Below are 22,106 nucleotides of genomic sequence, written 5' to 3'. Positions count from 1 at the left end.
ATTAAACAAAGTTTATGATTGCTTTGACGAAAGCATATTGTTCTGACACACTGAATCAGTCATAATTTGGCTAAGCATTATTTAATCAATTTGATTGAATTTTGACCCAAATCAAAATACTGCAACCATCCACATCTACCTTTTCTACACCTCTGTGGATGGAAAAATAGGATCTTTTTAAAAAATGACTCAGCAAGCACAGACCATTCAAGGCTCAATTGTCGCAATTGTCACCCCAATGTTAGAAGATGGCAGCGTAGATTGGAAAGGTCTCGAGAAGCTCGTTGAGTGGCACATAGAACAAGGTACCAACAGTATTGTTGCTGTAGGTACAACTGGTGAAGCATCGACCTTAAGTATGGAAGAGCACACCAAAGTGATCGCAGAAATTATTCGCGTCGCAAATAAGCGTATTCCTGTCATTGCTGGTACTGGTGCAAACTCAACGCATGAAGCCATCGAACTGACCAAAGAAGCACAACAATTGGGCGCAGATGCGGCCTTATTGGTAACGCCTTATTATAATAAGCCAACTCAGGAAGGTTTATACCAGCACTATAAAGCAATTGCAGAAGCAGTTGATTTACCTATCATTTTATATAATGTACCGGGTCGTACTGGTGTAGATATGTCAAATGAAACGGTCATCCGTCTTGCAGACATCCCAAATATTGTGGGCGTAAAAGATGCAACGGGCGATGTGCCACGTGGTCAGCAATTATTGGCTGGCTTAACAGGCAAAAACATGGTGGTGTATTCAGGCGATGACGCTACGGCATATCAATTGATGCTGCACGGTGCAAAAGGCAATATTTCTGTAACTGCCAATGTTGCACCAAAAGCCATGAGCCAAGTTTGCGCGGCTGCAATCGCAGGTGATGCTGCAGGTGCAGAGCAACAAAACAGTGCGATTGCAAATTTACACAATATTCTATTTTGTGAATCGAACCCAATTCCTGTGAAATGGGCACTTCATGAAATGGGATTAATTGGTACAGGAATTCGCCTGCCATTAACTCCGCTTGCAGAACAATATCGTGCACCGTTACGCGAAGCCCTTCAGGCTGCGGGTGTCATTCAATAAAAGAGCTTAGTATGATGCAATTACGTTTTGGTTTTATCGCCGCACTTTCAGTATTGAGTTTGGCTGGTTGTAGTTCTCTTGCCATCAATAATGGTTCATTGGACTATAAAGACGCCGCTACTTTAGCACCACTTCAATATCCAGAAGGTTCTGTGGTTCGACCTGCAACACCGTTGTATCCTGCACCAAGCGTTGACCCTTTAGCAACGGCAAATGCACCTAAGCTTGAAAATGCACGTGGCAACCGTTTTGCGATGCCACGTCCTGAAGCCATGCAAGCCAGCAGCAACACAGTTCAAGACAGTACGCAAATTGGACGTCCTCAACCCGTAGTTGACGGAAACCAAAATCCGTTGCTCAAAATTGATGGAAATTCTGCTACAATTTGGCAATACACACTTGCCACCCTCAGCAGTCTGAATTACAGCATTGTTGGTCAAAGTAAGAACCGTTACGAGGCAACCATTAAGGTCGATCAACAGATTTATGTCTTAAGATTGACCTCTGTCGGTTCGAGCAACAACCTAGCTGTATTCAATGCCGATAACAGCTTTGCAGATCAAGAAAAAGCTGCAGATCTGTTGGCCCAGATTTACCAAAATTGGCCAGCCTAGCCGTACTAGGCATTTTTTTTTGAAAAAGGTTCCCTCATGTTAAAACAAACCTTGCTCTATACTGGTAAAGCAAAATCTGTTTATACCACAGACAGTGCAGACCACCTGATTTTAGTCTTTCGTGATGATGCCTCTGCGTTCAATGGCGAAAAAATCGAACAACTAGATCGTAAAGGTAAGGTGAACAACCGTTTTAACGCCTTTATCATGGAAAAATTGGCTGAAGCGGGTATCGAAACTCACTTTGAAAAACTACTTACACCAAACGAAGTATTGGTGAAAAAGTTAGACATGATTCCTGTAGAGTGCGTTATTCGTAACTACGCTGCAGGTTCACTCTGCCGTCGTTTAGGTGTAGAAGAAGGTAAAGAACTGACCCCACCTACATTTGAATTGTTCTTTAAAGATGACGCTCTTGGCGACCCAATGGTAAACGAATCTCAAGCGATTGCTTTAGGTTGGGCCAATGCTGAACAATTGGTAAAAATGAAAGAATTAACTTACCAAGTCAACGATGTATTAAAAGCATTGTTTGATGCAGGTAACATGATTTTGGTCGACTTCAAACTTGAGTTTGGTGTATTCCACGACCGTATTGTGTTGGGTGATGAGTTCTCTCCAGACGGTTGCCGTTTATGGGACAAAGACACCAAGAAGAAACTCGACAAAGACCGTTTCCGTCAAGGTTTAGGCGGTGTGGTTGAAGCTTATGAAGAAGTTGCTGCACGTTTAGGCATCGACTTAGACAATATCTAATTCAAGCTTTTCAATTTTAAAAGCTGAATTCCCAAAACCGAGCAACATTGCTCGGTTTTTTGTATTTTGCTGTAGACCAAACAGGGTTTACAAACCAAATCTTTGAAAAAATCGCCCCATCCACAATGCCCAGTCTGTCTGCCTATTTTTAAATTTATCTGAATTTAAATTGTGTATTCTGCAATTCCGTGTATGCTTGTTGTCATACTAGAAAAATATGAAGTTCGTTTTAATCGTCTAAGTCCGTAGTTTTATTTTGTAATCCTTCGTTTGTTCAGATTTTAAGTCGCATCTTTTTCCCAGTTATTCCAAATCTTTTTTAGATTGCAACATATTAAAATTCAGCAGGATATTTCCCTATGTCAAATCCGACAATGAAAGGCACGGTAAAGTGGTTTAACGAAACTAAAGGTTTTGGTTTTATTCAACCAGAATCTGGTCCAGATGTGTTTGCGCATTTCAGCGAAATCGCACACTCAGGCTTCAAGACTTTACACGAAGGTCAGCAAGTTGAATTCAGCATTGCGCAAGGTCAAAAAGGCCCGAATGCTGTAAACATCAAACCGCTTTAAACCTTTGAATGCAGCACTCAAGGCTGCAAACAAATCTAAAAAAGCTCAAGTTGATTCTTGAGCTTTTTTTATGCCAATACTTTTACAAATATCTTTTCAGCTATACCAAATCGCTTAGGATTGAGTCTGCTGCCAACGACGTTGTTGTAAACGCTCACCTTCCACTTCACGTTTATTACGTGCCGACTCATACAACTTTGTGCCTTTCAGTTCAGGCGGCAAATAGTCCTGTAGCACAAAATGCTCTGGGTAATTGTGCGGATACAAATAATCTACGCCATAGCCTTGTTCTTTCATCAGTTTGGTCGGTGCATTACGCAAATGCAGTGGCACAGGTAAGTTGGCGGTTTTTTCAGCCAAATCCATGGCTTTATTAATTGCCAAATAAGTACTGTTACTTTTGGCACTGGTTGCCAAATATACTGCACATTGTCCTAAAATAATCCGCGCTTCGGGCATACCCAGCACTTGTACCGAGCGGAAACACTCGCCTGCCAATAACAAGGCATTGGGGTTTGAATTGCCAATATCTTCCGAAGCAGCAATCAACATGCGACGCGCAATAAAGCTCGGGTCTTCACCGCCTTTGAGCATGCGCGCCATCCAATACAATGCAGCATCGGGGTCACTGCCACGAATTGACTTAATAAAAGCCGATACCAAATCATAATGTTGCTCGCCTGACTTGTCATAACGGGCAATGTTTTGTTGCGCAACCTTGACCACAATCGCGTTGGTGATGATATTTTCCACCTCGGGTTCAAAGGTGCTTGCCACCAAGTCCAGTAGGTTTAAAGCCTTGCGTGCATCACCTGCAGCAAACTGAATCAGAGCATCAAATTCTTCAATCTGAATATAACGGTCTTTTAAGAATTGATCTTGCTGAATGGCTTGAGTAAGCAAAGTCTGAATCGAATCGGCATCTAAAGCCTTTAAGGTATAGACCTGACAACGTGAAAGCAGCGCACTATTGACTTCAAAAGATGGATTTTCAGTGGTCGCACCAATTAAGGTGATTTTGCCCTTTTCCACCGCATTTAATAAGGCATCTTGCTGCGACTTATTAAAGCGATGAATTTCATCAATAAACACCACTGGTGTGAGCAAATCGCCGCCTTCGGCAATAATTTCACGCAGTTCTTTGACCCCAGTATTCAAGGCAGAAAGGCTGATAAAAGGACGATCTACCGCCTGCGCCAACAGCAAAGCGATGGTGGTTTTCCCCACCCCTGGTGGTCCCCAGAAAATAATTGAAGGCAAATGCCCCTGATCAATCATTTGGCGTAACGGCGCTTGCTCACCTAAAAGATGATCTTGACCAATAATTTGCGATAAATCGCGTGGACGCAAACGCTCAGGCAGTGGAATATGACTCTCTGACATCTTGTTATTTCTATACTTGACTTCAACCTAGTCTACTATGATCTCAAGCTTTGGAGTATTTCTAATCGTACCGATTTATCGCTAAAACACGATTCAAAGTTTATTCTGCAGTATGAATTAACGCACCCAACGCACCACATAATCTTCTATATCTTCTTCTGCAACATCCAGTTCTGAAATACAACGCCCTGCCGCAGATTTTTTGGCTTTAATCACACTTTGGCGTGAGCCCGTATTTAAGTAATGCCAAGATGGCAAATTTTTGCCCTGTTTTAAACGACGATAGGCACAACTTGGCGGCAACCAGTGAATTTTTTCTAGTTTTTCGGGGGAAAGTTGAATGCAATCGGGCACAAAGTCAAAGCGATTGGCATAATCTGAACAACGTGCTGTGTTACAGTCCAGTAACTTGCACGCCACTTTGGTATAGGCCACTTCTTGCGTGTCTTCATCTTCTAGTTTGACCAAACAGCATAAACCGCAACCATCGCACAAGGCTTCCCATTCCGCAGTATTTAAGGCATTCAGCGGATAGTTTTTCCAAAATTCAGGTCGTAATTGATCAGACATAGCGCACAGAAAATAACAAAACTGCGTCATTATAACAGCCTTGTTTCAACTTGTTGCTTTTGTTTAGTCTTTAAATGAATCAAACACTTAACTCAAACAACTGAACATTTAATACACAAAAACAAAACAGTGTGCTGCGTTCAGCTCCCTATACTAAATTCAGAAGCTATAAAAACACATGGAGAACAATTATGTTTCGTTGGGCTATAATCTTCGCAGTGATTGCGTTAATCGCGAGTTTACTTGGTTTTGGTGGTGTCGCAGGTTTATCCAAAGACTTTGCCATTATTTTATTGGTGATTGCTGTGATTTTGGCAATTGTTGGTTTCCTCTCTCGCGGAAAAATCTAGTGACCTCGTCTATAAATTCCTAAAAATCAGATAAAAAAGAAGGATTTTTCCTTCTTTTTTTATGTCCGCTTTTTACGCAACAAATGCCAATTTGGCTATTTTAAAAATATTTTCTCACATTTATAGGCAGTATTTACCCTGTTTTTAAAAATGCGTGCCATATTATTATGCTTTAATCATGGCATTGAAAACGATAAGGAATAAGGCATGGCTTTAGCAATCAAAACTCGCGAAATTGAATATACCGCTGCAGATGGCAGCAAACTGATCGGTTATTTTGCTGCACCAGAAGCTGCACAAGCTATCGCGGGGGTGATTGTCGCACCTGAATGGTGGGGACGTAACGAATACACCGAACAACGTGCGCGTGAATTGGCTGAACATGGTTTTGCAGCCTTAGCGATTGATATGTATGGCGATAAAAAAGTCACCACCACCGCAGCCCAAGCCAATGAATGGATGATGCAAACTTTTGCAGATGCTGACACAATTGTGACTCGTGCGTCTGCAGCTTTGGACACTTTAGCTGCCCAACCTGAAGTAAATCGCGATAAACTCGCTGCAATTGGTTTCTGTTATGGCGGCAAAGTCGTTCTGGATTTGGCTCGTTCTGGCGCAGCATTAAAAGTAGTGGTGACCTTCCACGCCAACCTCAGCCCGAAAGCCCCTGCACAACAAGGTCAGGTACAAGCCGAGATTTTGGTGTTGCATGGTGAACTGGACAGCATGGTGACTTTAGACGACGTCGCAAGTTTCCGTGAAGAAATGCACGCGGCTCAAGTAGAGCATGAAGTGATTATTTTTGAAGATGCCAAACACGGCTTTAGTAACCCTCAAGCCGATGAACGTGCCAAAGCCAATGGGGTCGATTTAGGCTATAACGCATCGGCAGAGCAACAAGGTTTAGCTGCCATGTATGAAGTGTTGGATCGTCGTTTAGCAGATTAATCTGCTGTTCACATTACGCAGCATATACTCAACGCAAGCCAAGAAAATTTTAAAGAAGAGGATATAACAATGACTGAGCAATGCCCTTATTGCAATTTTGATGATTATGATGTTTTGGCAAAAAATGAATTTGGGGTAATTTTGCCTGAACCCAATGCCCTGTCTAAAGGACATTGCGTGATCATTCCGCTACGTCACGTCGGCTCTTTTTTTGACATTACAGACAAAGAACGTAAAAGTTTATTGTCTTTATTAGAATTGGCGCGCAATGAGTTGCAATTGCGTCATCAACCTGCAGGTTTCCATGTTGGTTTTAATGATGGCGATGTGTTTGATGCCAAATCTGAGCATTTACACATCCACATTATTCCACGCTATGAAGGTCAGACCTTAAAGCTAGATAACCGTTGGGGCATGAGCGGTCAAATTTAAACCAGGACTCGTTTTATCCCAAACTAAGTGAAACCAAACCTAAAGAAGAAGATGCACGCTCATCTTCTTTTTTATGCACGTAATTCCCACGCCAGTTTGGCTATACTAAGCCGCTACTTTACAAACTGGGTTCGCATGACTGCTTTTTCATTTTCCGATGCTCTCCTCACATGGTTCGATCAACACGGACGCCATGACCTGCCGTGGCAAGTCGCCGATGATCCCTATGCGGTGTGGGTGTCTGAAATCATGCTGCAACAAACTCAGGTCAAAACCGTATTGCAATATTTTGAGCGTTTTTTGCAGCGCTTTCCGACAGTGCAAGATTTAGGACGTGCAACTTGGGATGAAGTTGCACCGTATTGGGCAGGTTTAGGCTATTACGCCCGCGCCCGCAACTTGCATAAAGCCGCAGCCATTGTGGCACAGCAAGGACATTTTCCAAGTACGCTCGAACAGTGGATGGCTTTGCCGGGCATTGGTCGCTCTACGGGTGGTGCCATGATGTCGCTGGGTTTACGCCAATACGGCGTCATTATGGATGGCAACGTCAAACGGGTTTTAGCACGTTTTTTTGCTATTGAAGATGATTTATCCAAACCTGTACATGAACGTGCCATGTGGCAACTGGCAGAACAGCTCTGCCCCGAAGTGCGTAATCACGACTATACGCAGGCTATTATGGATTTGGGCGCCACCATTTGTACCCCCAAAAAACCACTGTGCTTATATTGCCCAATGCAACAACACTGCAAAGCACATCAACAAGGTTTAGAGCAGGAATTGCCCTTTAAAAAACCGAAAAAAGCCGTACCCGTTAAATCTGCACAGGTCTTAGTACTGCAATGCGCAGATCAGTGGTTATGGCAACAACGTCCCAATACAGGACTTTGGGGTGGACTATGGTGTTTGCCTGTCATTGAAGATGCACAGGCTTTTGAGCAACTGTGTCAAAGCTTGAGCCTTAAACAGGTACAGCAACGCGCACAGATTTCACATAGCTTTACCCATTTCACTTGGCAGCTTGAAGCACTGTGTTTTCAGGTCGATGCTGATCTACAAGAACACTTGGCAATAGAACTGAATGCAGATTGGTATAGTCCGCAACAAGCCAGCGATTTGGGCATTCCGACGGCCATGAAAAAATTGATCTCGGCAATCAATCTGTGACATAGTCAAGCATCGTGATGAATGAAATCTTTGCTTTCACTGCCATTACAAGGATGTCTTATGTTTCGATGGATTGCTGTTTTAAGCCTGTCACTCTTTACCTTATTGATTGCGGCCTGTAGTTCTGCACCGAAACGTCCTAGTACCCCACTCCCGCCTGCCTTGGTGCAAAAACTCAATCAAATGAGTTTAAAAACTCGCTTGCCCATTCCTGTGCAGGGCATTAAAGCGCATCAGTTGAATGACACTTGGGGTGCATCTCGTAGTAGCGGACGTTTGCATGAAGGCATTGATATTCTTGCCGCCAAAGGCAGCAAAGTGTATAGCGCTACAGAAGGTTTAATTGCAGACTTACGCGATAATCGCTTAGGTGGTAAAGTAATTTGGATATTAGGGCCTGCAGGCACTTGGCATTACTATGCACACTTGGATGGACATAAACGCGGTTTAAACGTGGGCGATTATGTCAAGGCAGGAACGCATATTGGCTATGTCGGCAATACAGGCAACGCCCGACACACTGCCGCACATTTGCATTACGGACTTTATTTAAATGGTAAAGGACGCGGTGCGGTCAATCCTTATCCTTATTTACGTTAATTTTGTTAGGAACATTTCATGTCTGAAGCCTTGATAAATCGATTGGTGGAATTTGCAGAATCTGGCAATCAACAAAAAATTGTATTGGCAGGACAAGTCCATCAAGGCTGGGTCATGGAAATTACTGAAGATGCCCTGCTCATCAGCACAGGTTATTCAGATAAAGTTGGTAAAGACAACTGGATTTCCTTTCACGATCTGCAACAGGCAGAACTATATTATTGGGATAACCAACATGACCAATGGGCAGCATTTCAGCTTTAAGTCCGTCCCATTCACATCTATTCAGCTATCTATTCAACAAGGAGCATGACCCATGACGATACAACGCTGTGGCTGGTGTTCCGATGATCCGCTCTATATTGCCTATCATGATTTAGAGTGGGGACAAGCTGTATTTGCCGAAGTGCATTTATTTGAAATGCTGTGTTTAGAGGGACAGCAAGCAGGCTTGTCTTGGATTACTGTATTAAAAAAACGTGAAGCGTATCGTCAGCATTTTTTTCAATACAGCATTGCTGAAATTGCCGCCTTCAGTGATGATGATATTGCGCTCAAATTACAAGATGCTGGATTGATTCGACATCGAGGTAAATTACAAGCAATTCGTGACAACGCACGTGCATGGCAAAAACTAAAAGACGCCGATATAAACGTCGTGACATGGCTTTGGGGTTTTGTTGCACAGCAACCTATTAGGAATGATGTACCTGACTATCGTCTTGCGCCTGCACAAACCGACGCTAGTGTTGCCATGTCGAAAGCCCTAAAGAAAAATGGTTTTAAATTTGTAGGCCCGACCACCTGCTATGCTTTTATGCAAGCTGTAGGCATGGTCGATGATCATGAAAATCACTGTCACTTTAAAACAACATCTTAAAGCAACATCCAAGCTTTAGTATTCAAAACTGCTCAACCCATAATAGCAAGATCACCAATCAATACAGTCAGCCTTATGACAAGGACGGTGCAATATGAGTAATACCATTCGAGCCTATGCCGCAATGCAGGCAGGTGAAGCCCTGCAAGCCTATCAATTTGATGCGGGTGAACTGCAGGCGCATCAGGTAGAAGTCAAAGTCGAATATTGTGGCTTATGCCATTCCGATCTTTCAGTCATTCAAAATGACTGGCATTCCTCAGTATATCCTGTGGTGGCAGGACATGAAATTATTGGCACGATTACCCAATTAGGCAGTGAGGCCAAAGGCTTAACCGTGGGGCAACGTGTAGGCATTGGCTGGACTGCAGACAGTTGCCAACACTGCGATGCCTGTATTGCAGGCGAACAAGTGCTGTGCAGCAATGGCACTACCGCAACCATTGTGGGACATGCAGGTGGTTTTGCCGATAAAGTCCGTGCAGGTTGGCAATGGGTAATTCCATTACCCGATGAGGTCGATCCTGTCAGTGCAGGGCCTTTGCTCTGTGGTGGAATTACCGTATTTGATCCGATCTTGAAACATCAAATTCAGGCAGTACATCATGTTGCGGTGATTGGTATTGGTGGCTTGGGGCATATCGCCATCAAATTATTAAAAGCATGGGGCTGTGAAATTACGGCGTTCAGTTCCAATCCAGACAAAACCGCAGAATTACTGGCTATGGGTGCAGACCATGTAGTGAACAGCCGTGATGCTGCTGCCCTTAAAACCCAGCGTGGCAAGTTTGACCTGATTTTAAGTACGGTAAACGTAAGCTTGGACTGGAATGCTTATTTAAGTACGCTTGCACCACATGGCACTATTCACATGCTAGGTGTAGCGCTAGAACCCATGCAAATTAAGGCGGGCAGCTTAATTGGCGGTGCAAAATCGGTTACTGGTTCATCGACAGGTTCGCCTGCAGCGCTGCGTCAATTACTACAATTTGCCGCACGCAAACAGATTGCCCCACAGGTGGAAGTTTTTCCGATGTCACAGATCAATCAGGCAATTGAACATTTGCATCAGGGCAAGGCACGCTATCGGGTTGTGTTAAAGGCCGACTTTGACTGACTTTTAAGATAAGTCATGATAGTCAAATATATTTCTATCTTTATTTAGGTAAAACCGCTCATCTAAAAACCTAGATCACATGAGGATACTCGGAAGTGTCATCCACAACCTGCGTAGCATTAGACCATTATTGTTTCTGCGAAATAATGAATGAGATACAAGAATTAAACAGGTTTTGTGGATGACAATGGTTTTGCCCACTTTTGCCGAAACAAAAGTGGGTCGAACCGAAGGTTAATCCTATTATTGGACAACAACCCATCAGGACACTATCTTGATCATTTATGCGATTACAATGAAAATTTACCGACAACCAAACGAAATCTGACTTTTCTTAAATGACTCACATCTAGTCCTGAATCGACAAGATTTATGTATAAAAAATGTTTTAGATATTCAGTCTGTTATAGAATAAACTGCGTAAGCAGCATATATTAAAAAAGTTGAATCGACACAGGCTGCAAAGCCACGTGCCAAACTAGAAAAGTCTGTGAAAAAGTCTGCTAAGATGAATGCTGCTTTTTTAACTATAAAATGAATTTGAGAAAACCTATGAGTAAAGCCTTACCCATCGCTGTTGCTGTAATTTTAGGCGGTGCTGCACTTGTTCCTGTTTATTATGCCTCTCAAAACCCAGCAGTGGCGACCTCTAAAGCGTCGGCAAATGCTTCTGCGGTTGAAAAAATCAGCTACGCTTTGGGTTATGAAGTGGCACATCAAACCCCACCAGAGCTAGACATCAACAGCTTTGTAACAGGTGTGCGTGAAGGTCATGCGCGTAAACAACCTGCCTACACCGAAGAAGAATTACAAAAAGCCTATGAGCAATTCCAGCAAGAGTTGCAACAAAAACAAGCCACTCAAGCGCAAGCTGCGCAAACAGCCAGTGATTCATTCTTAACTGAAAATGGCAAAAAAGCAGGCGTACAAACCACAGCTTCTGGCTTGCAATATCAAGTGATTAAAGAAGGCACAGGCAAACAGCCAACGGCAAGCTCTGTGGTCAAAGTGCACTACACGGGTAAACTGGTCGATGGCAAAGTATTTGACAGCTCGGTACAACGTGGTGAGCCAATTGAATTCCCACTGAATCAAGTCATTCCGGGCTGGACTGAAGGTTTACAGCTCATGAAGGAAGGCGGTAAAGCTACGCTGTATATTCCATCGAAACTGGGCTACGGCGAACAAGGTGTACCAGGCATGATTCCTGCCAACAGCACCTTAATTTTTGATGTTGAACTGATTGAAGTGAAATAACAACATCACCCTTTCAGGAGAGCTTGGCTCTCCTGTATGGTCTTAGGACGAAAAGAATGAAAAAACACCTTGCCCTTGTGTGTATCGCACTGCTCAGCAGTGGCAGTTTTGCCAAAACCGTGACCAATAAAAGTCCTGTTGCAGATCAGGTCGGTTATAGCTTTGGTTATTTAATGGGGCGCAGCAATGCGGAAACCTTAAAAGATATTGATCTCGAAGCCTTCATTGCTGGCTTAAAAATGGCAACACAAGACCAAGCCGCCAGTTTAAGCGATGAAGAAATGGCACGAGTGCTGACTCAATTCAAAAAGCAAGCCGAAGCCAAACAACTGATTGAGCTTAAAAAAGTAGCCGATAGCAATGCTAAAATTGGGCAAGCCTTTTTAAACAATAATGCCAAAAAGGCAGGGGTCAAAGTCACCAAGTCTGGCTTGCAATATCAAGTCTTACAGGCAGGTACGGGCAAATCACCCAAAGCCACCTCTACCGTTAAAGTCCATTATGAAGGTCGTTTAATTGATGGTACGGTATTTGACAGTTCTATCGCCCGCGATCAAGCTGCAGAATTTCAGGTCAGCCAAGTCATTCAAGGTTGGACTGAAGGCTTACAACTCATGAAAGTTGGTGCCAAATATCGCTTCTTTATTCCTGCTGCTCTAGCCTACGGTCAAATTGGCTCAGGCGATGCAATTGAGCCAAACAGCACGCTTATTTTTGATGTGGAACTTTTAGAAATTGTAAAATAATCCAAAGCCGCATCATCTTTAAACAAAAAAATACCGCAATTTAAATTGCGGTATTTTTTCAGATCAACTTCGCTTCATTAAGGTTTTAAATGACGTGGTCTAAAACCCGTTGCCAACAATCCAACCCCATAGGCCACTACGCCCACCACACACAGCGCAGTGACTTCTGCCACACGCATCCATTGTGATACATCACCGTTATACCAAGTTAAGGCATACCACAACGCAGCAATCATCACGGCATTTGCCACTGCAAACTGCACCATGAGTTTTTTCCAGTGCGCACCAAAACGGAAAATCTTGCGTTGATGCAAATAGAAATACAACATGCCTGCATTCACCAAAGCCGAACCTGATGATGCCAGTGCCAATGCCATGTGTTCAGCTTGCCAGTCAATCAGTTTAAAGAAGCCAATAAACACCACGTTTAAAATCGCATTGGCAGCCACAGCCATTAAACCCACACGTACTGGTGTTTTGGTGTCTTGCTGTGCATAAAAACCCGGTGCAAAGACTTTAATCAGCATGAATGAAATCACCCCTGCACTCATACATTGCAAGGCCAAAGCGGTCATTTGCGTATCTTTAAAACTAAACTGACCACGCTCAAACAAGGCTTGGATAATAGGCGTTGATAACATAAACAGTGCAATACTGGCAGGGACACCTACCAAAATAATCACCCGTGCAGCCCAGTCCATCATGCCGCGGAATTTATCCATATTTTGTTCTGCATGACGCGCAGACAGTGACGGTAAAATGACCGTCCCAATCGCTACACCAATTAAGCCCAAAGGTAGCTCTGTCATACGTTCCGCACTATACAACCACGACACCGAACCATCCTGCATAAAAGATGCCCAAATGGTGTTGAGTAGCAGGTTAATTTGCGTGACCGATACCCCAAATAAAGCAGGCAGCATCAGCTTCATAATCCGATCCACCCCTTCATGCTTGAAATCAACTTTAGGGGGAATCAGCAGCTTTTTACGCCATAGTTCTGGAATTTGAATCGCAAGTTGTAAAGCACCCGCGATAATCACCGCCCAACCCAGTGCCATAATCGGCTCTGCCATGTACGGTGTGAGCCATAATGCACCTGCAATCATCGCCACATTCAGCAATACAGGCGCAAAGGCAGGCGTGGTAAATGAGCCATAGCTGTTCAAAATACTGCTGGCAAATGCCGTCAGCGACATAAACAACAAATAAGGAATGGTCAGGCGGAACATATCGGTGGCTAGCGCAAACTTTTCAGGGTCGCTATGGAAACCCGGTGCGTAGATATACATCACCGCAGGCGCAGCCACCATGGCGGTAAAGGTTAGCCCTGTCATTACCGTCATTAAACAGCCAAAAACCCGACTAATTAAAATTTGTACTTCGGCATGAGTGCGGCTGGTTTTATATTCGGTCAATACAGGAATAAATGCCTGCGAAAACGCCCCTTCGGCAAACAGTCGCCTGAAAAAGTTGGGGATACGAAACGCCACCACAAAGGTATCGAAATCTTTACCTGCACCAAACACATTCAGCAATACCACATCACGGACTAATCCTAGCACCCGTGACAGCATGGTCATTGCACTGACAATAAAGGTCGATCGCCAAAGCGCCATCGTTACCACCCAATTAAAAATTTAGTCGCTATTGTAATCAAAGCATCAACAAAGTTTTGTTATTGATTGATCAATTTTTCCTGTGATGTCGAAGCTTTAAGTTGAGATAACTGTTCACGAAAATACTGCCAGTCAAAATACGGCCCCGGATCAGTTTTACGTCCCGGTGCAATATCGGAATGTCCTGCAATATGCTGTTGAATACTCGGATAGGCCTGCTGCAAACTGTGTACCACCTGCACCAAACTCTGATATTGCGCTGTTTCAAAAGGCAAGTCATCACTGCCCTCTAATTCAATCCCAATTGAATAGTCATTACATTCAGGCTGTGCCAAATAACTAGAACGCCCCGCATGCCACGCCCGATCTGCAAAATTAACAAATTGCAGCACCTCGCCTGTTCTTAAAATCAACAAATGTGCCGAAACCTGCAGGCCCTGAATGGTCTGAAAGTAAGGATGCTGCGACCAATCCATTTGGTTCTGAAAAAATTGCTCAATATAACCACCACCAAATTGTGACGGCGGCAAACTAATATTGTGAATGACCAGCAATTGAATCTCTTGGTCTGTCGGACGGGCGTTGAAATTCGGAGATGGGACTTGTCTTGCCCCTTGTAATTGACCCTCAACCACCTGAAACGACGGCACATGCTGCATAAGGCAATCCCCAAACCATTAGAATAGAAAAATAGAACAGAAATTTCAGTTTAATGCCAACGCGTGACAATGAACATCTTAAATTACACCCGAACGTGGCTAAAAAACACATCCTGACGCAGAACAGTGTTAATATAACGCGCAATTTTCATGGGCAAGATCGACACGGAAAATCTTATGAGCATCTCTCCAGCTTTGCTTGAACAATCCATCCAAATCAATATTCAGCAAGCCTTGCAAGAAGATATTGGCGATGGTGATATTACCGCATTATTGACCCCTGAAGATGAGCAGGCCACTGCCACCATTATTAGCCGTGAAGACATGATTTTGGCAGGTCAACCGTGGGTAAATGCCCTGATTCAAGCATACGATGCCAATGTGCAAGTCACGTGGTTAAAAAATGATGGCGACCACGTTGCTGCCAATGAAGCCTTTTTGAAATTGGCAGGTTCTGCACGCAGCCTGTTAACGGTAGAACGCCCTGCGCTGAATTTTGTGCAAACCCTGTCTGCTGTTGCGACTAAAACCGCAGCCTATGTGCAACAACTTGAAGGCTTAAATACCAAACTGCTAGATACCCGTAAAACCTTACCGGGTTTACGCATTGCACAAAAATATGCTGTCACGGTCGGTGGTGGACAAAACCATCGTTTAGGCTTATTTGATGCCTTTTTGATTAAAGAAAATCACATTATGGCAGCAGGCGGCATTACTCAGGCAATTGCCAAAGCACATGCCATTGCTCCGGGCAAACCTGTAGAAGTTGAAGTGGAAACTTGGGATGAACTAAATCAAGCCCTTGAAGCCAAAGCTGATATTGTGATGTTGGATAACTTTAGCCAGCAACAAATGATTGATGCGGTCAAGCATGTGGCAGGTCGTTGTAAACTTGAAGCGTCGGGCAACATCACCATTGAAAATTTACGTGAAGTGGCTAGTACAGGCGTAGATTATATTTCGATGGGTGTTTTAACCAAAGATGTCAAAGCTGTGGATTTATCAATGCGTTTTAATGCGTAAACGATTACTTTTAAAATTAAGGGTGCAATCTGCACCCTTAATTTTTTCCAAAAATTGATTTTAAGGAGGCAAATGAGCCTCCTTTTTTTATGCCTCAATTTTGAATTTAATCATCGTCCTTGTTGTCGTTGTCGTTGTCGTTGTCGTTGTCGTTGTCGTTGTCGTTGTCGTTGTCGTTGTCGTTGTCGTTGTCGTTGTCGTTGTCGTTGTCAGAAGCTTGACCGAGTACACTACGATTGTCTTCATTTTCACGCTCAGTACGTGAATCACATGCAGTTAAAAACAACATCATGGCAGACATTAAAATAATCAATAGTTTCATGCTTTCCTCCTCTTTTCATTCAGGCTCTTTGCATACAGTTTTCCATCTTAAAAGAACCCATCCTGCAATATTGTAGCTTTTTGCTTCACGCTTCCTATCGCAATCTAAATCTCATCCATAAAAAAACGCATCCGAAGATGCGCTCTTAAACAGCAGAAAAACATCAAAAAGCTTAGCTTACCAACCTAAAGCTTGCTGCTGTTTTTTTACCAATTCCTGAATACCTTTTTCTGCCATTTCCAACATGGCATTACATTGCACACGATTAAACGGCTTATCTTCAGCAGTACCCTGAATTTCAATAAATTCACCTGCTTGTGTCATCACCACGTTTAAATCAGTTTGGCAATTTGAATCTTCTTCATAGCACAAATCCAATAACACTTGGTCTTGGTACATGCCCACAGAAATTGCAGCCACCAAACCCTTTAATGGGTCATGCTTAATTTTTTTCTTTTCCAGCAACACATTCATAGCATCAATCAATGCCACTGCTGCACCTGTAATGGCTGCAGTACGGGTACCGCCATCGGCCTGAATCACATCGCAGTCAATGGTAATGGTGTTTTCACCCAGTTTCTTCAAATCGACCATGGCACGCAAGCTACGACCAATTAAGCGCTGAATTTCCTGTGTACGTCCGCTTTGTTTACCACGCGCCGCTTCACGGTCACTACGGGTATGAGTTGAACGTGGCAACATGCCATATTCTGCAGTTACCCAACCTTGTCCCTGCCCTTTTAAAAAGCGCGGTACAGAGTTATCAATACTTGCGGTACACAAAACTTTGGTATGACCAAACTCTACCAACACTGAACCTTCAGCATAGCGAGTATAGTTACGGGTAATTTTTACCTCACGTAATTGATCTAAAGCTCGTTGGTCAATACGCATAATGTGTCCTTATTTTTGGCTCAAATAAATTGCCCGCAAGTATAACAGATGCCACAGCGCAGGTCGCTTTTCCAAAGCTTGACGTGTGCTGTTTCGGTAAATTTTGCCTGTATTTTTACAAAGTGGCTTCATTCATCTTTTAGTATTATCGTGAAACACAGGTTTTTGTTAGACTGCGCGGCACTGGCAGAATCAGGAAATACAATGTCGATTCGGGAAGAACGAAAACAACAAAGTCGTCAGGCAATTATGGAGGCAGTGCTGCAACTCAGCAGCGCAGGACGTGCATTTAGCAGCATTAGCTTAAGAGAAATTTCACGACAGATTGGACTGGTGCCCACCGCATTTTATCGGCATTTTCAAGATATGGATGAGTTGGGGCTAGATTTGGTCGATCAAGTTGCCTTGCACATTAAAGGTATTTTGTATCAGTTGGGACAAGCTTATTTATACCAACCCGATGCACAGACCGAAAAGGCATTGACCCTATTTTTTAAATCTGTCGATCAACATCCACAACAATGGATTTTTTTAATTGCCGAACGCTGGGGCGGTTCGACCATTTTACGGCAAGCCATCGCCCGTGAAATTGATTTTTTAATTGAAGATTTAGCTAATGATTTACAACGGGTCGAAAGCGTACAACATTTTCAGCATGCTGAAGATTTTCACATTCTGGCCAATATTTTAATTAATTTATCGTTAAATTGAGCAATGAGCTGGATTGGTTTAGAACGCCAATTTGAAGCCGAAAAATTACCTGAACAACAGCAGCGTTTTATTCAACAAACCATTACTCAAGTACATTTATTATTTCGTGGCATTTGCCACTGGCAACGTCCGCAGCCTGTCGCAGATTAAACATACAACACACTTTTAACCTGCATTAAAAAAACCGCAATGACGTTGCAATCATTGCGGTTTTTAGCGATGCGCTGCTGATTCAGCCTTGCATCATCTTGTTATTGCATCTGCTTATTTCTTAGCTTTACGCTCTTGATCAACCAAGTAGTTCACTACTTGAATCACTTTGCCGTTATCGCCTTGAACGATATATTTACCATTCACCACCACCGCAGGTACACCTGTCAATTGGTACTGACGCGCCAATTGTTTAGCTTGTGAAATTTTAGAGGTGATCGCAAACGAGTTAAACATGCTGTTAAATTTCGCTTCAGGTACACCATATTTCACAAAGAATTTAGCTTGTGATTGTTGGTCAAAAATTTGCTGACCTTTGTCATGAATGGCATGGAAAAGTGGCAAGTGAGTTTTCTTGCGCACACCCAAAGCTTCAGACACATAATAACCACGTGCATTCATTTCCCAAACAGGATTCATGGCTGCAGGAGTACGCACAAAATTCACATCTTTAGGTAACTGGCGTAACCATGTTTGCATATATGGTTCTAAAGTAAAGCAGTGACCACAGCCATACCAAAAGAACTCACGCACTTCAATTTTACCTGGTACATCAACCTTACCCGGGTTGGCGACAACGCTATAATCTTTACCTGCTACAAAATTTGCCGCCATAGTGCTACCAGAAATAGCAAAGATGGCTGTTGCCAAACTACCTAAAAGGAATTTTTTCATTGCGTTTATAATCCTCTAAATCATTCTGTTTAGTGTATGGCAACACTATAAATCAATTATGCTGATTTCGTTTTCCTTCTGTGAACTTTTTTACAGCTTTTATCGCTTTTTTTAGAATTAACGCTACACTAGGGTTTATATCTATTTTTCCAATTATCACGACCCAATTGAGGTGGCACCCATGTCGCATTTGAATGTTGATCCACAAGAAATTGCCAAATTTGAAGCATTTGCAGCCATATGGTGGGATCAGCATTCCGAGTTCCGTCCCCTGCACATGATTAATCCACTGCGCTTAAACTGGATTGATGAGCACGCAGGCGGCTTGGCAGGCAAGAAAGTGCTAGACGTCGGCTGTGGTGGTGGTATTTTGGCAGAAAGCATGGCTCGTCGCGGTGCCAATGTGCTTGGAATTGATATGGGCGAAGCACCTTTAAACGTGGCACGCCTGCATGCAGAACAAGAAGGCGTACACAATATTGAATATCGCCAAATTCCTGTTGAGCAATTGGTAGATGAGCAAGCTGGTCAATACGATGTGGTGACTTGCATGGAAATGTTAGAGCACGTACCTGATCCGGCCTCGATTATTCAAGCCTGCCAAAAACTGGTCAAGCCGGGCGGTCATGTATTTTTCTCGACCATTAACCGCAACCCTAAATCATACCTATTTGCCATTATTGGGGCAGAATACGTGCTGCGCATGTTAGCCAAAGGCACACACGATTATCATAAATTTATTAAACCGTCTGAATTGGCACACGACATTCGCCAAGCGGGTTTAAAACTTAAAGATATGACGGGTTTACACTACAACCCACTGACTAAACGCTATTGGTTGGCACCTAATGTTGATGTGAACTACATGGTTTACACGGTCAATGAGGCAACAGAATGAAAGCCGTTTTATTCGACCTCGATGGCACCTTAATTGATACCGCTGCAGATTTTATTCGCATCATTCAAGACATGTGCCACGATAAAGGCTGTGAGATTGTGGCAGCAGAAGCCATTCGCACGCAGGTGTCTGAAGGTGCACGGGCGATGGTCAAATTGGTCTATCCAGAACTTGAAGTAGATGACCCTGTATTTCTTGCGCATCGACAACGCTTTTTAGACCTGTACGGCGCAGATATTGCAGTCGAAACTGATCTGTTTGAAGGTATGTATCCACTGCTTGATGCGTTGGAACAGCGTCAAATTCCGTGGGGTATTGTCACCAATAAACCGCGCTGGCTCAGCGAAGCACTGCTCAAAGCACTGAATTTAACTGAACGCTGTGCAGTTTTGGTCTGCCCTGAAGATGTTAGCCGTACCAAGCCAGACCCAGAACCTATGTATTTGGCGGCCAAACAGATTGAAATTGCCCCAGAACATTGTATTTATGTGGGCGATCATCCACGTGATATCGATGCAGGTCGTAACGCCAATATGTATACCATTTTGGCAGCATACGGTTATTTACCCTTGCAACACAAAGATGACTTAACAGCATGGCAAGCAGATTGTATAGTGGATTCAGTGACTGAATTACATACGGTTTTAGACAAATTGGTGCTGCAAGCTGCAACGCAAAACAGCAGTGCCAATGCTTGAATCAGTCCTGTAAAGCGATGACATGAAACTCAACCCATAAGCAATAAGAAATGAACAGGAGGGATGCCCATGAAATACTCAGAATATCAACCTCGCCCCGATCTTCTCAAAGATCGTATTATCCTGATCACAGGTGCCGGTGATGGTATTGGACGAGCGGCTGCCCTCAGTTATGCGCTACACGGAGCAACCGTAGTGCTGCATGGTCGTACCTTAAATAAACTTGAAGTGATTTATGATGAAATCGAAAGTTTAGGCGCACCGCAACCTGCTATTTTACCGCTACAGCTTTCGAGTGCTTCACCACGAGACTATGAATTACTGGTCGATACCCTAGACAAACAATTCGGACGTTTGGATGGTATTTTGCATAATGCAGGCATTTTAGGTGAACGCACCGAGCTGGCCAATTACCCTGCAGATGTCTGGGATGATGTCATGGCGGTAAATTTACGTGCGCCTTTTGTCTTGACTCAGGAATTATTGCCGCTCTTGGCAAAATCAGAACATGCCTCGGTGGTATTTGCCAGTTCAGGGGTTGGCCGTGAAGCACGTGAACGCTGGGGGGCTTATTCAGTTTCTAAAATTGCGATTGAAGCAGTCAGCCAATTATTTGCCAAAGAGCAAGTTCACCCGAATATTCGCTACAACTGCATTAATCCAGGTGCGACCCGCACAGCCATGCGTGCCAAAGCCTATCCAGATGAAGATCCAAAAACCTTACCAACACCCGATGCAATCATGCCTGCCTATTTATATTTAATGGGCGATGACAGCTTACACATGAACGGTCAAAGTATTGATGCACAGGATTAGTTCTGTCGTTTGATCCGAAGAAAGGAAGCGCTTGCTTCCTTTTTTATGGACTTAACCTAGCATATTGCCAATTTTTGCACATTGATTTGCGGTAAAATGGCATCGCACAAGCATTTTCAGGTTTCTATCCTGCCTATTTTTGGCAATGCAAAGCCTGATTACCATGCTTCCACATCTCAATTCAACCTCAACGATGCAGAGAGCAACATGACTGAATTAAACAACATCACCGTGACACCACTTGAAGATGGTATGGTGTCTTTACTGATTGATGGTCAGCCTATTTCTGAAAAATATGGCATGAAGTTTGAAGCCAGCATCGTAGATGACATTCAGACACTCGACAACGGTCAGAAAATCAAACTGTTTGATCAGTTTGTATTTTCACATACCGACCTTAATTTTGAACATGCTTACCACTATGTCACAGGCATTGAAAAACTGGACGATGCCTACAAAGTGGTTAAAAACTTTGTTTATCGTATTAAAATTGAAGGGCAACCTGAAATTGAACACGTGATTAGCAAGCAAGGCGCACCAATGAGTACTGAAGATGTACGCGAATTTATCAATGCACATATTCAAAAATCATTGACCGACTACACCGATTTAAACTACGCCTATTAAGCAAAACTCATGGCAACGGTGGCAATAATCGTTTTATTGGATTGTTTTTATAAAATTATACGGTTTTCCAAATCAATATACATCACCTATGCTTGATGTATCTCCACAACAAGCATTAGGTAAATTGTGATGACTGATATTCAACGTAAAACTGCCGTGATTCAAAGTATTAAAAGCTTGCAATTAGGTCAGCATTTAATTGTGGCTTTGGATGATCGTGAAACAGCCGAATGTGTTGCCATCGCTGTGCAATCTTTACAAGGCTTAACTGAACATTGGAACTAAAGCAGACCATAGCAGTACGCTGCTATGGTGATGTCTCATCCTTTCCTTAGCACAAGAAAAATCATCCCACCCCTATTTTCTGAGCGATAGCTACTAAATTTCGTATTTTGTCGCATAATAGAATCAATACCATGCCGCATCCTGCAGAGCGTATTTAAAAAATTCATGTGCTTTCTTCACAGTTTCTCTG

27 protein-coding genes and 1 pseudogene are annotated in these 22,106 nt (G+C 43.2%); 21 read left to right on the top strand and 7 right to left on the bottom strand.

Going from position 1 to position 22,106, the window contains the following annotated elements; translation table 11 throughout:
• The first annotated feature begins 184 nt into the window (after nt 1–184).
• From dapA to FTV28_RS09370, 4 genes are all read left to right on the top strand, one after another.
• Entirely contained in the window at nt 185–1,084 is a 900-nt protein-coding gene (dapA, locus tag FTV28_RS09385) for a 4-hydroxy-tetrahydrodipicolinate synthase (protein ID WP_131261232.1), read from the top strand.
• A 14-nt stretch (nt 1,085–1,098) separates the two neighbouring features.
• The gene (locus tag FTV28_RS09380; protein ID WP_026438344.1) at nt 1,099–1,698 is read left to right on the top strand and encodes a hypothetical protein; all 600 of its coding nucleotides are present in this window, start codon (nt 1,099–1,101) and stop codon (nt 1,696–1,698) included.
• 36 nt (nt 1,699–1,734) lie between these two features.
• Nucleotides 1,735–2,454, top strand: a complete 720-nt coding sequence (purC, locus tag FTV28_RS09375) for a phosphoribosylaminoimidazolesuccinocarboxamide synthase (RefSeq protein WP_154320162.1) — start codon at nt 1,735–1,737, stop codon at nt 2,452–2,454.
• Nucleotides 2,455–2,813: 359 nt separating this feature from the next.
• Nucleotides 2,814–3,026 carry a cold-shock protein gene (locus FTV28_RS09370; protein WP_004974113.1) on the top strand — a complete coding sequence of 71 codons (213 nt, stop codon included), beginning with the start codon at nt 2,814–2,816 and terminating at the stop codon, nt 3,024–3,026.
• A 114-nt stretch (nt 3,027–3,140) separates the two neighbouring features.
• Here the strand turns inward: FTV28_RS09370 and FTV28_RS09365 are convergent, their stop codons facing one another.
• Nucleotides 3,141–4,409 carry a replication-associated recombination protein A gene (locus FTV28_RS09365; RefSeq protein ID WP_004974112.1) on the bottom strand — a complete coding sequence of 423 codons (1,269 nt, stop codon included), beginning with the start codon at nt 4,407–4,409 and terminating at the stop codon, nt 3,141–3,143.
• Between the two features lie 117 nt (nt 4,410–4,526).
• Entirely contained in the window at nt 4,527–4,979 is a 453-nt protein-coding gene (locus FTV28_RS09360) for a YcgN family cysteine cluster protein (RefSeq protein ID WP_026438343.1), read from the bottom strand.
• Nucleotides 4,980–5,170: 191 nt separating this feature from the next.
• Here FTV28_RS09360 and FTV28_RS09355 point away from each other — a divergent pair, with 191 nt between their 5' ends.
• The 10 genes from FTV28_RS09355 to FTV28_RS09310 all read left to right on the top strand — a co-directional run bounded on the left by FTV28_RS09355 (nt 5,171) and on the right by FTV28_RS09310 (nt 12,479).
• On the top strand, nt 5,171–5,329 hold the full coding sequence (locus FTV28_RS09355; protein ID WP_004974108.1) for a DUF1328 domain-containing protein: 159 nt from the start codon (nt 5,171–5,173) through the stop codon (nt 5,327–5,329).
• Nucleotides 5,330–5,536: 207 nt separating this feature from the next.
• On the top strand, nt 5,537–6,277 hold the full coding sequence (locus tag FTV28_RS09350) for a dienelactone hydrolase family protein (RefSeq protein WP_179990221.1): 741 nt from the start codon (nt 5,537–5,539) through the stop codon (nt 6,275–6,277).
• Between the two features lie 69 nt (nt 6,278–6,346).
• The gene (locus FTV28_RS09345) at nt 6,347–6,709 is read left to right on the top strand and encodes an HIT family protein (RefSeq protein WP_070155794.1); all 363 of its coding nucleotides are present in this window, start codon (nt 6,347–6,349) and stop codon (nt 6,707–6,709) included.
• 135 nt (nt 6,710–6,844) lie between these two features.
• Nucleotides 6,845–7,879, top strand: a complete 1,035-nt coding sequence (mutY, locus tag FTV28_RS09340; protein WP_131261235.1) for an A/G-specific adenine glycosylase — start codon at nt 6,845–6,847, stop codon at nt 7,877–7,879.
• A 60-nt stretch (nt 7,880–7,939) separates the two neighbouring features.
• The gene (locus tag FTV28_RS09335) at nt 7,940–8,479 is read left to right on the top strand and encodes a M23 family metallopeptidase (protein WP_131261236.1); all 540 of its coding nucleotides are present in this window, start codon (nt 7,940–7,942) and stop codon (nt 8,477–8,479) included.
• Nucleotides 8,480–8,497: 18 nt separating this feature from the next.
• A complete protein-coding gene (locus FTV28_RS09330; protein ID WP_104852758.1) occupies nt 8,498–8,743 on the top strand; it encodes a hypothetical protein in 246 nt (81 codons plus the stop codon).
• Nucleotides 8,744–8,795: 52 nt separating this feature from the next.
• Nucleotides 8,796–9,359, top strand: a complete 564-nt coding sequence (locus FTV28_RS09325; protein ID WP_104852759.1) for a DNA-3-methyladenine glycosylase I — start codon at nt 8,796–8,798, stop codon at nt 9,357–9,359.
• Nucleotides 9,360–9,453: 94 nt separating this feature from the next.
• The gene (locus FTV28_RS09320) at nt 9,454–10,476 is read left to right on the top strand and encodes an NAD(P)-dependent alcohol dehydrogenase (protein WP_004974093.1); all 1,023 of its coding nucleotides are present in this window, start codon (nt 9,454–9,456) and stop codon (nt 10,474–10,476) included.
• A gap of 552 nt (nt 10,477–11,028) precedes the next feature.
• Nucleotides 11,029–11,733 (top strand): FKBP-type peptidyl-prolyl cis-trans isomerase, encoded by a 705-nt coding sequence (locus FTV28_RS09315; RefSeq protein ID WP_004974091.1) that lies wholly within the window; start codon nt 11,029–11,031, stop codon nt 11,731–11,733.
• A 56-nt stretch (nt 11,734–11,789) separates the two neighbouring features.
• A complete protein-coding gene (locus FTV28_RS09310) occupies nt 11,790–12,479 on the top strand; it encodes an FKBP-type peptidyl-prolyl cis-trans isomerase (protein WP_004974089.1) in 690 nt (229 codons plus the stop codon).
• A gap of 77 nt (nt 12,480–12,556) precedes the next feature.
• Here FTV28_RS09310 and murJ read toward each other — a convergent pair whose 3' ends face one another.
• Both murJ and ampD read right to left on the bottom strand, forming a co-directional pair.
• On the bottom strand, nt 12,557–14,107 hold the full coding sequence (murJ, locus tag FTV28_RS09305) for a murein biosynthesis integral membrane protein MurJ (RefSeq protein WP_171287394.1): 1,551 nt from the start codon (nt 14,105–14,107) through the stop codon (nt 12,557–12,559).
• A 50-nt stretch (nt 14,108–14,157) separates the two neighbouring features.
• On the bottom strand, nt 14,158–14,757 hold the full coding sequence (gene ampD, locus FTV28_RS09300) for a 1,6-anhydro-N-acetylmuramyl-L-alanine amidase AmpD (protein WP_004974083.1): 600 nt from the start codon (nt 14,755–14,757) through the stop codon (nt 14,158–14,160).
• Nucleotides 14,758–14,934: 177 nt separating this feature from the next.
• Here ampD and nadC point away from each other — a divergent pair, with 177 nt between their 5' ends.
• A complete protein-coding gene (nadC, locus tag FTV28_RS09295; RefSeq protein WP_004974082.1) occupies nt 14,935–15,780 on the top strand; it encodes a carboxylating nicotinate-nucleotide diphosphorylase in 846 nt (281 codons plus the stop codon).
• Between the two features lie 106 nt (nt 15,781–15,886).
• Here nadC and FTV28_RS09290 read toward each other — a convergent pair whose 3' ends face one another.
• Both FTV28_RS09290 and rph read right to left on the bottom strand, forming a co-directional pair.
• Nucleotides 15,887–16,102 carry a hypothetical protein gene (locus FTV28_RS09290; RefSeq protein WP_035310860.1) on the bottom strand — a complete coding sequence of 72 codons (216 nt, stop codon included), beginning with the start codon at nt 16,100–16,102 and terminating at the stop codon, nt 15,887–15,889.
• Between the two features lie 177 nt (nt 16,103–16,279).
• Nucleotides 16,280–16,996, bottom strand: coding sequence for a ribonuclease PH (rph, locus tag FTV28_RS09285; protein WP_004974074.1), 717 nt, complete (start codon nt 16,994–16,996; stop codon nt 16,280–16,282).
• Between the two features lie 204 nt (nt 16,997–17,200).
• Between rph and FTV28_RS09280 the strand changes: the two are divergent.
• A pseudogene (locus FTV28_RS09280) lies at nt 17,201–17,857 on the top strand (TetR family transcriptional regulator).
• A gap of 114 nt (nt 17,858–17,971) precedes the next feature.
• Here FTV28_RS09280 and FTV28_RS09275 read toward each other — a convergent pair.
• Nucleotides 17,972–18,592: a thiol:disulfide interchange protein DsbA/DsbL gene (locus FTV28_RS09275; RefSeq protein ID WP_004974070.1), complete on the bottom strand. Its 621-nt coding sequence runs from the start codon at nt 18,590–18,592 to the stop codon at nt 17,972–17,974.
• 181 nt (nt 18,593–18,773) lie between these two features.
• On the opposite strand from FTV28_RS09275, the gene ubiG reads away from it, so the two are divergent.
• From ubiG to FTV28_RS09250, 5 genes are all read left to right on the top strand, one after another.
• The gene (ubiG, locus tag FTV28_RS09270) at nt 18,774–19,490 is read left to right on the top strand and encodes a bifunctional 2-polyprenyl-6-hydroxyphenol methylase/3-demethylubiquinol 3-O-methyltransferase UbiG (RefSeq protein WP_004974063.1); all 717 of its coding nucleotides are present in this window, start codon (nt 18,774–18,776) and stop codon (nt 19,488–19,490) included.
• Nucleotides 19,487–20,188, top strand: a complete 702-nt coding sequence (locus FTV28_RS09265; protein WP_179990219.1) for an HAD family hydrolase — start codon at nt 19,487–19,489, stop codon at nt 20,186–20,188. Before ubiG ends, FTV28_RS09265 begins: the two co-directional genes overlap by 4 nt.
• Nucleotides 20,189–20,257: 69 nt before the next feature.
• On the top strand, nt 20,258–21,004 hold the full coding sequence (locus FTV28_RS09260) for a YciK family oxidoreductase (protein WP_004974058.1): 747 nt from the start codon (nt 20,258–20,260) through the stop codon (nt 21,002–21,004).
• 207 nt (nt 21,005–21,211) lie between these two features.
• Nucleotides 21,212–21,631, top strand: coding sequence for a hypothetical protein (locus tag FTV28_RS09255; RefSeq protein WP_179990218.1), 420 nt, complete (start codon nt 21,212–21,214; stop codon nt 21,629–21,631).
• Nucleotides 21,632–21,760: 129 nt separating this feature from the next.
• A complete protein-coding gene (locus FTV28_RS09250; protein ID WP_179990216.1) occupies nt 21,761–21,916 on the top strand; it encodes a hypothetical protein in 156 nt (51 codons plus the stop codon).
• The last annotated feature ends 190 nt before the right edge of the window (nt 21,917–22,106 follow it).

The sequence above is a fragment of the Acinetobacter sp. YH12252 genome, assembly GCF_013417365.1.
GTDB lineage: Bacteria > Pseudomonadota > Gammaproteobacteria > Pseudomonadales > Moraxellaceae > Acinetobacter > Acinetobacter towneri.
Note: the sequence above shows the minus strand (reverse complement) of the source record. Positions and strands in the feature narration are given on the sequence as shown.

Bases quoted from the DNA above. Each gene is read 5' to 3' on its own strand.
- dapA (WP_131261232.1), top strand. From the start codon at position 185: ATGACTCAGCAAGCACAGACCATTCAAGGCTCAATTGTCGCAATTGTC.
- FTV28_RS09380 (WP_026438344.1), top strand. From the start codon at position 1,099: ATGCAATTACGTTTTGGTTTTATCGCCGCACTTTCAGTATTGAGTTTG.
- purC (WP_154320162.1), top strand. From the start codon at position 1,735: ATGTTAAAACAAACCTTGCTCTATACTGGTAAAGCAAAATCTGTTTAT.
- FTV28_RS09370 (WP_004974113.1), top strand. From the start codon at position 2,814: ATGTCAAATCCGACAATGAAAGGCACGGTAAAGTGGTTTAACGAAACT.
- FTV28_RS09365 (WP_004974112.1), bottom strand. From the start codon at position 4,409: ATGTCAGAGAGTCATATTCCACTGCCTGAGCGTTTGCGTCCACGCGAT.
- FTV28_RS09360 (WP_026438343.1), bottom strand. From the start codon at position 4,979: ATGTCTGATCAATTACGACCTGAATTTTGGAAAAACTATCCGCTGAAT.
- FTV28_RS09355 (WP_004974108.1), top strand. From the start codon at position 5,171: ATGTTTCGTTGGGCTATAATCTTCGCAGTGATTGCGTTAATCGCGAGT.
- FTV28_RS09350 (WP_179990221.1), top strand. From the start codon at position 5,537: ATGGCTTTAGCAATCAAAACTCGCGAAATTGAATATACCGCTGCAGAT.
- FTV28_RS09345 (WP_070155794.1), top strand. From the start codon at position 6,347: ATGACTGAGCAATGCCCTTATTGCAATTTTGATGATTATGATGTTTTG.
- mutY (WP_131261235.1), top strand. From the start codon at position 6,845: ATGACTGCTTTTTCATTTTCCGATGCTCTCCTCACATGGTTCGATCAA.
- FTV28_RS09335 (WP_131261236.1), top strand. From the start codon at position 7,940: ATGTTTCGATGGATTGCTGTTTTAAGCCTGTCACTCTTTACCTTATTG.
- FTV28_RS09330 (WP_104852758.1), top strand. From the start codon at position 8,498: ATGTCTGAAGCCTTGATAAATCGATTGGTGGAATTTGCAGAATCTGGC.
- FTV28_RS09325 (WP_104852759.1), top strand. From the start codon at position 8,796: ATGACGATACAACGCTGTGGCTGGTGTTCCGATGATCCGCTCTATATT.
- FTV28_RS09320 (WP_004974093.1), top strand. From the start codon at position 9,454: ATGAGTAATACCATTCGAGCCTATGCCGCAATGCAGGCAGGTGAAGCC.
- FTV28_RS09315 (WP_004974091.1), top strand. From the start codon at position 11,029: ATGAGTAAAGCCTTACCCATCGCTGTTGCTGTAATTTTAGGCGGTGCT.
- FTV28_RS09310 (WP_004974089.1), top strand. From the start codon at position 11,790: ATGAAAAAACACCTTGCCCTTGTGTGTATCGCACTGCTCAGCAGTGGC.
- ampD (WP_004974083.1), bottom strand. From the start codon at position 14,757: ATGCAGCATGTGCCGTCGTTTCAGGTGGTTGAGGGTCAATTACAAGGG.
- nadC (WP_004974082.1), top strand. From the start codon at position 14,935: ATGAGCATCTCTCCAGCTTTGCTTGAACAATCCATCCAAATCAATATT.
- FTV28_RS09290 (WP_035310860.1), bottom strand. From the start codon at position 16,102: ATGAAACTATTGATTATTTTAATGTCTGCCATGATGTTGTTTTTAACT.
- rph (WP_004974074.1), bottom strand. From the start codon at position 16,996: ATGCGTATTGACCAACGAGCTTTAGATCAATTACGTGAGGTAAAAATT.
- FTV28_RS09275 (WP_004974070.1), bottom strand. From the start codon at position 18,592: ATGAAAAAATTCCTTTTAGGTAGTTTGGCAACAGCCATCTTTGCTATT.
- ubiG (WP_004974063.1), top strand. From the start codon at position 18,774: ATGTCGCATTTGAATGTTGATCCACAAGAAATTGCCAAATTTGAAGCA.
- FTV28_RS09265 (WP_179990219.1), top strand. From the start codon at position 19,487: ATGAAAGCCGTTTTATTCGACCTCGATGGCACCTTAATTGATACCGCT.
- FTV28_RS09260 (WP_004974058.1), top strand. From the start codon at position 20,258: ATGAAATACTCAGAATATCAACCTCGCCCCGATCTTCTCAAAGATCGT.
- FTV28_RS09255 (WP_179990218.1), top strand. From the start codon at position 21,212: ATGACTGAATTAAACAACATCACCGTGACACCACTTGAAGATGGTATG.
- FTV28_RS09250 (WP_179990216.1), top strand. From the start codon at position 21,761: ATGACTGATATTCAACGTAAAACTGCCGTGATTCAAAGTATTAAAAGC.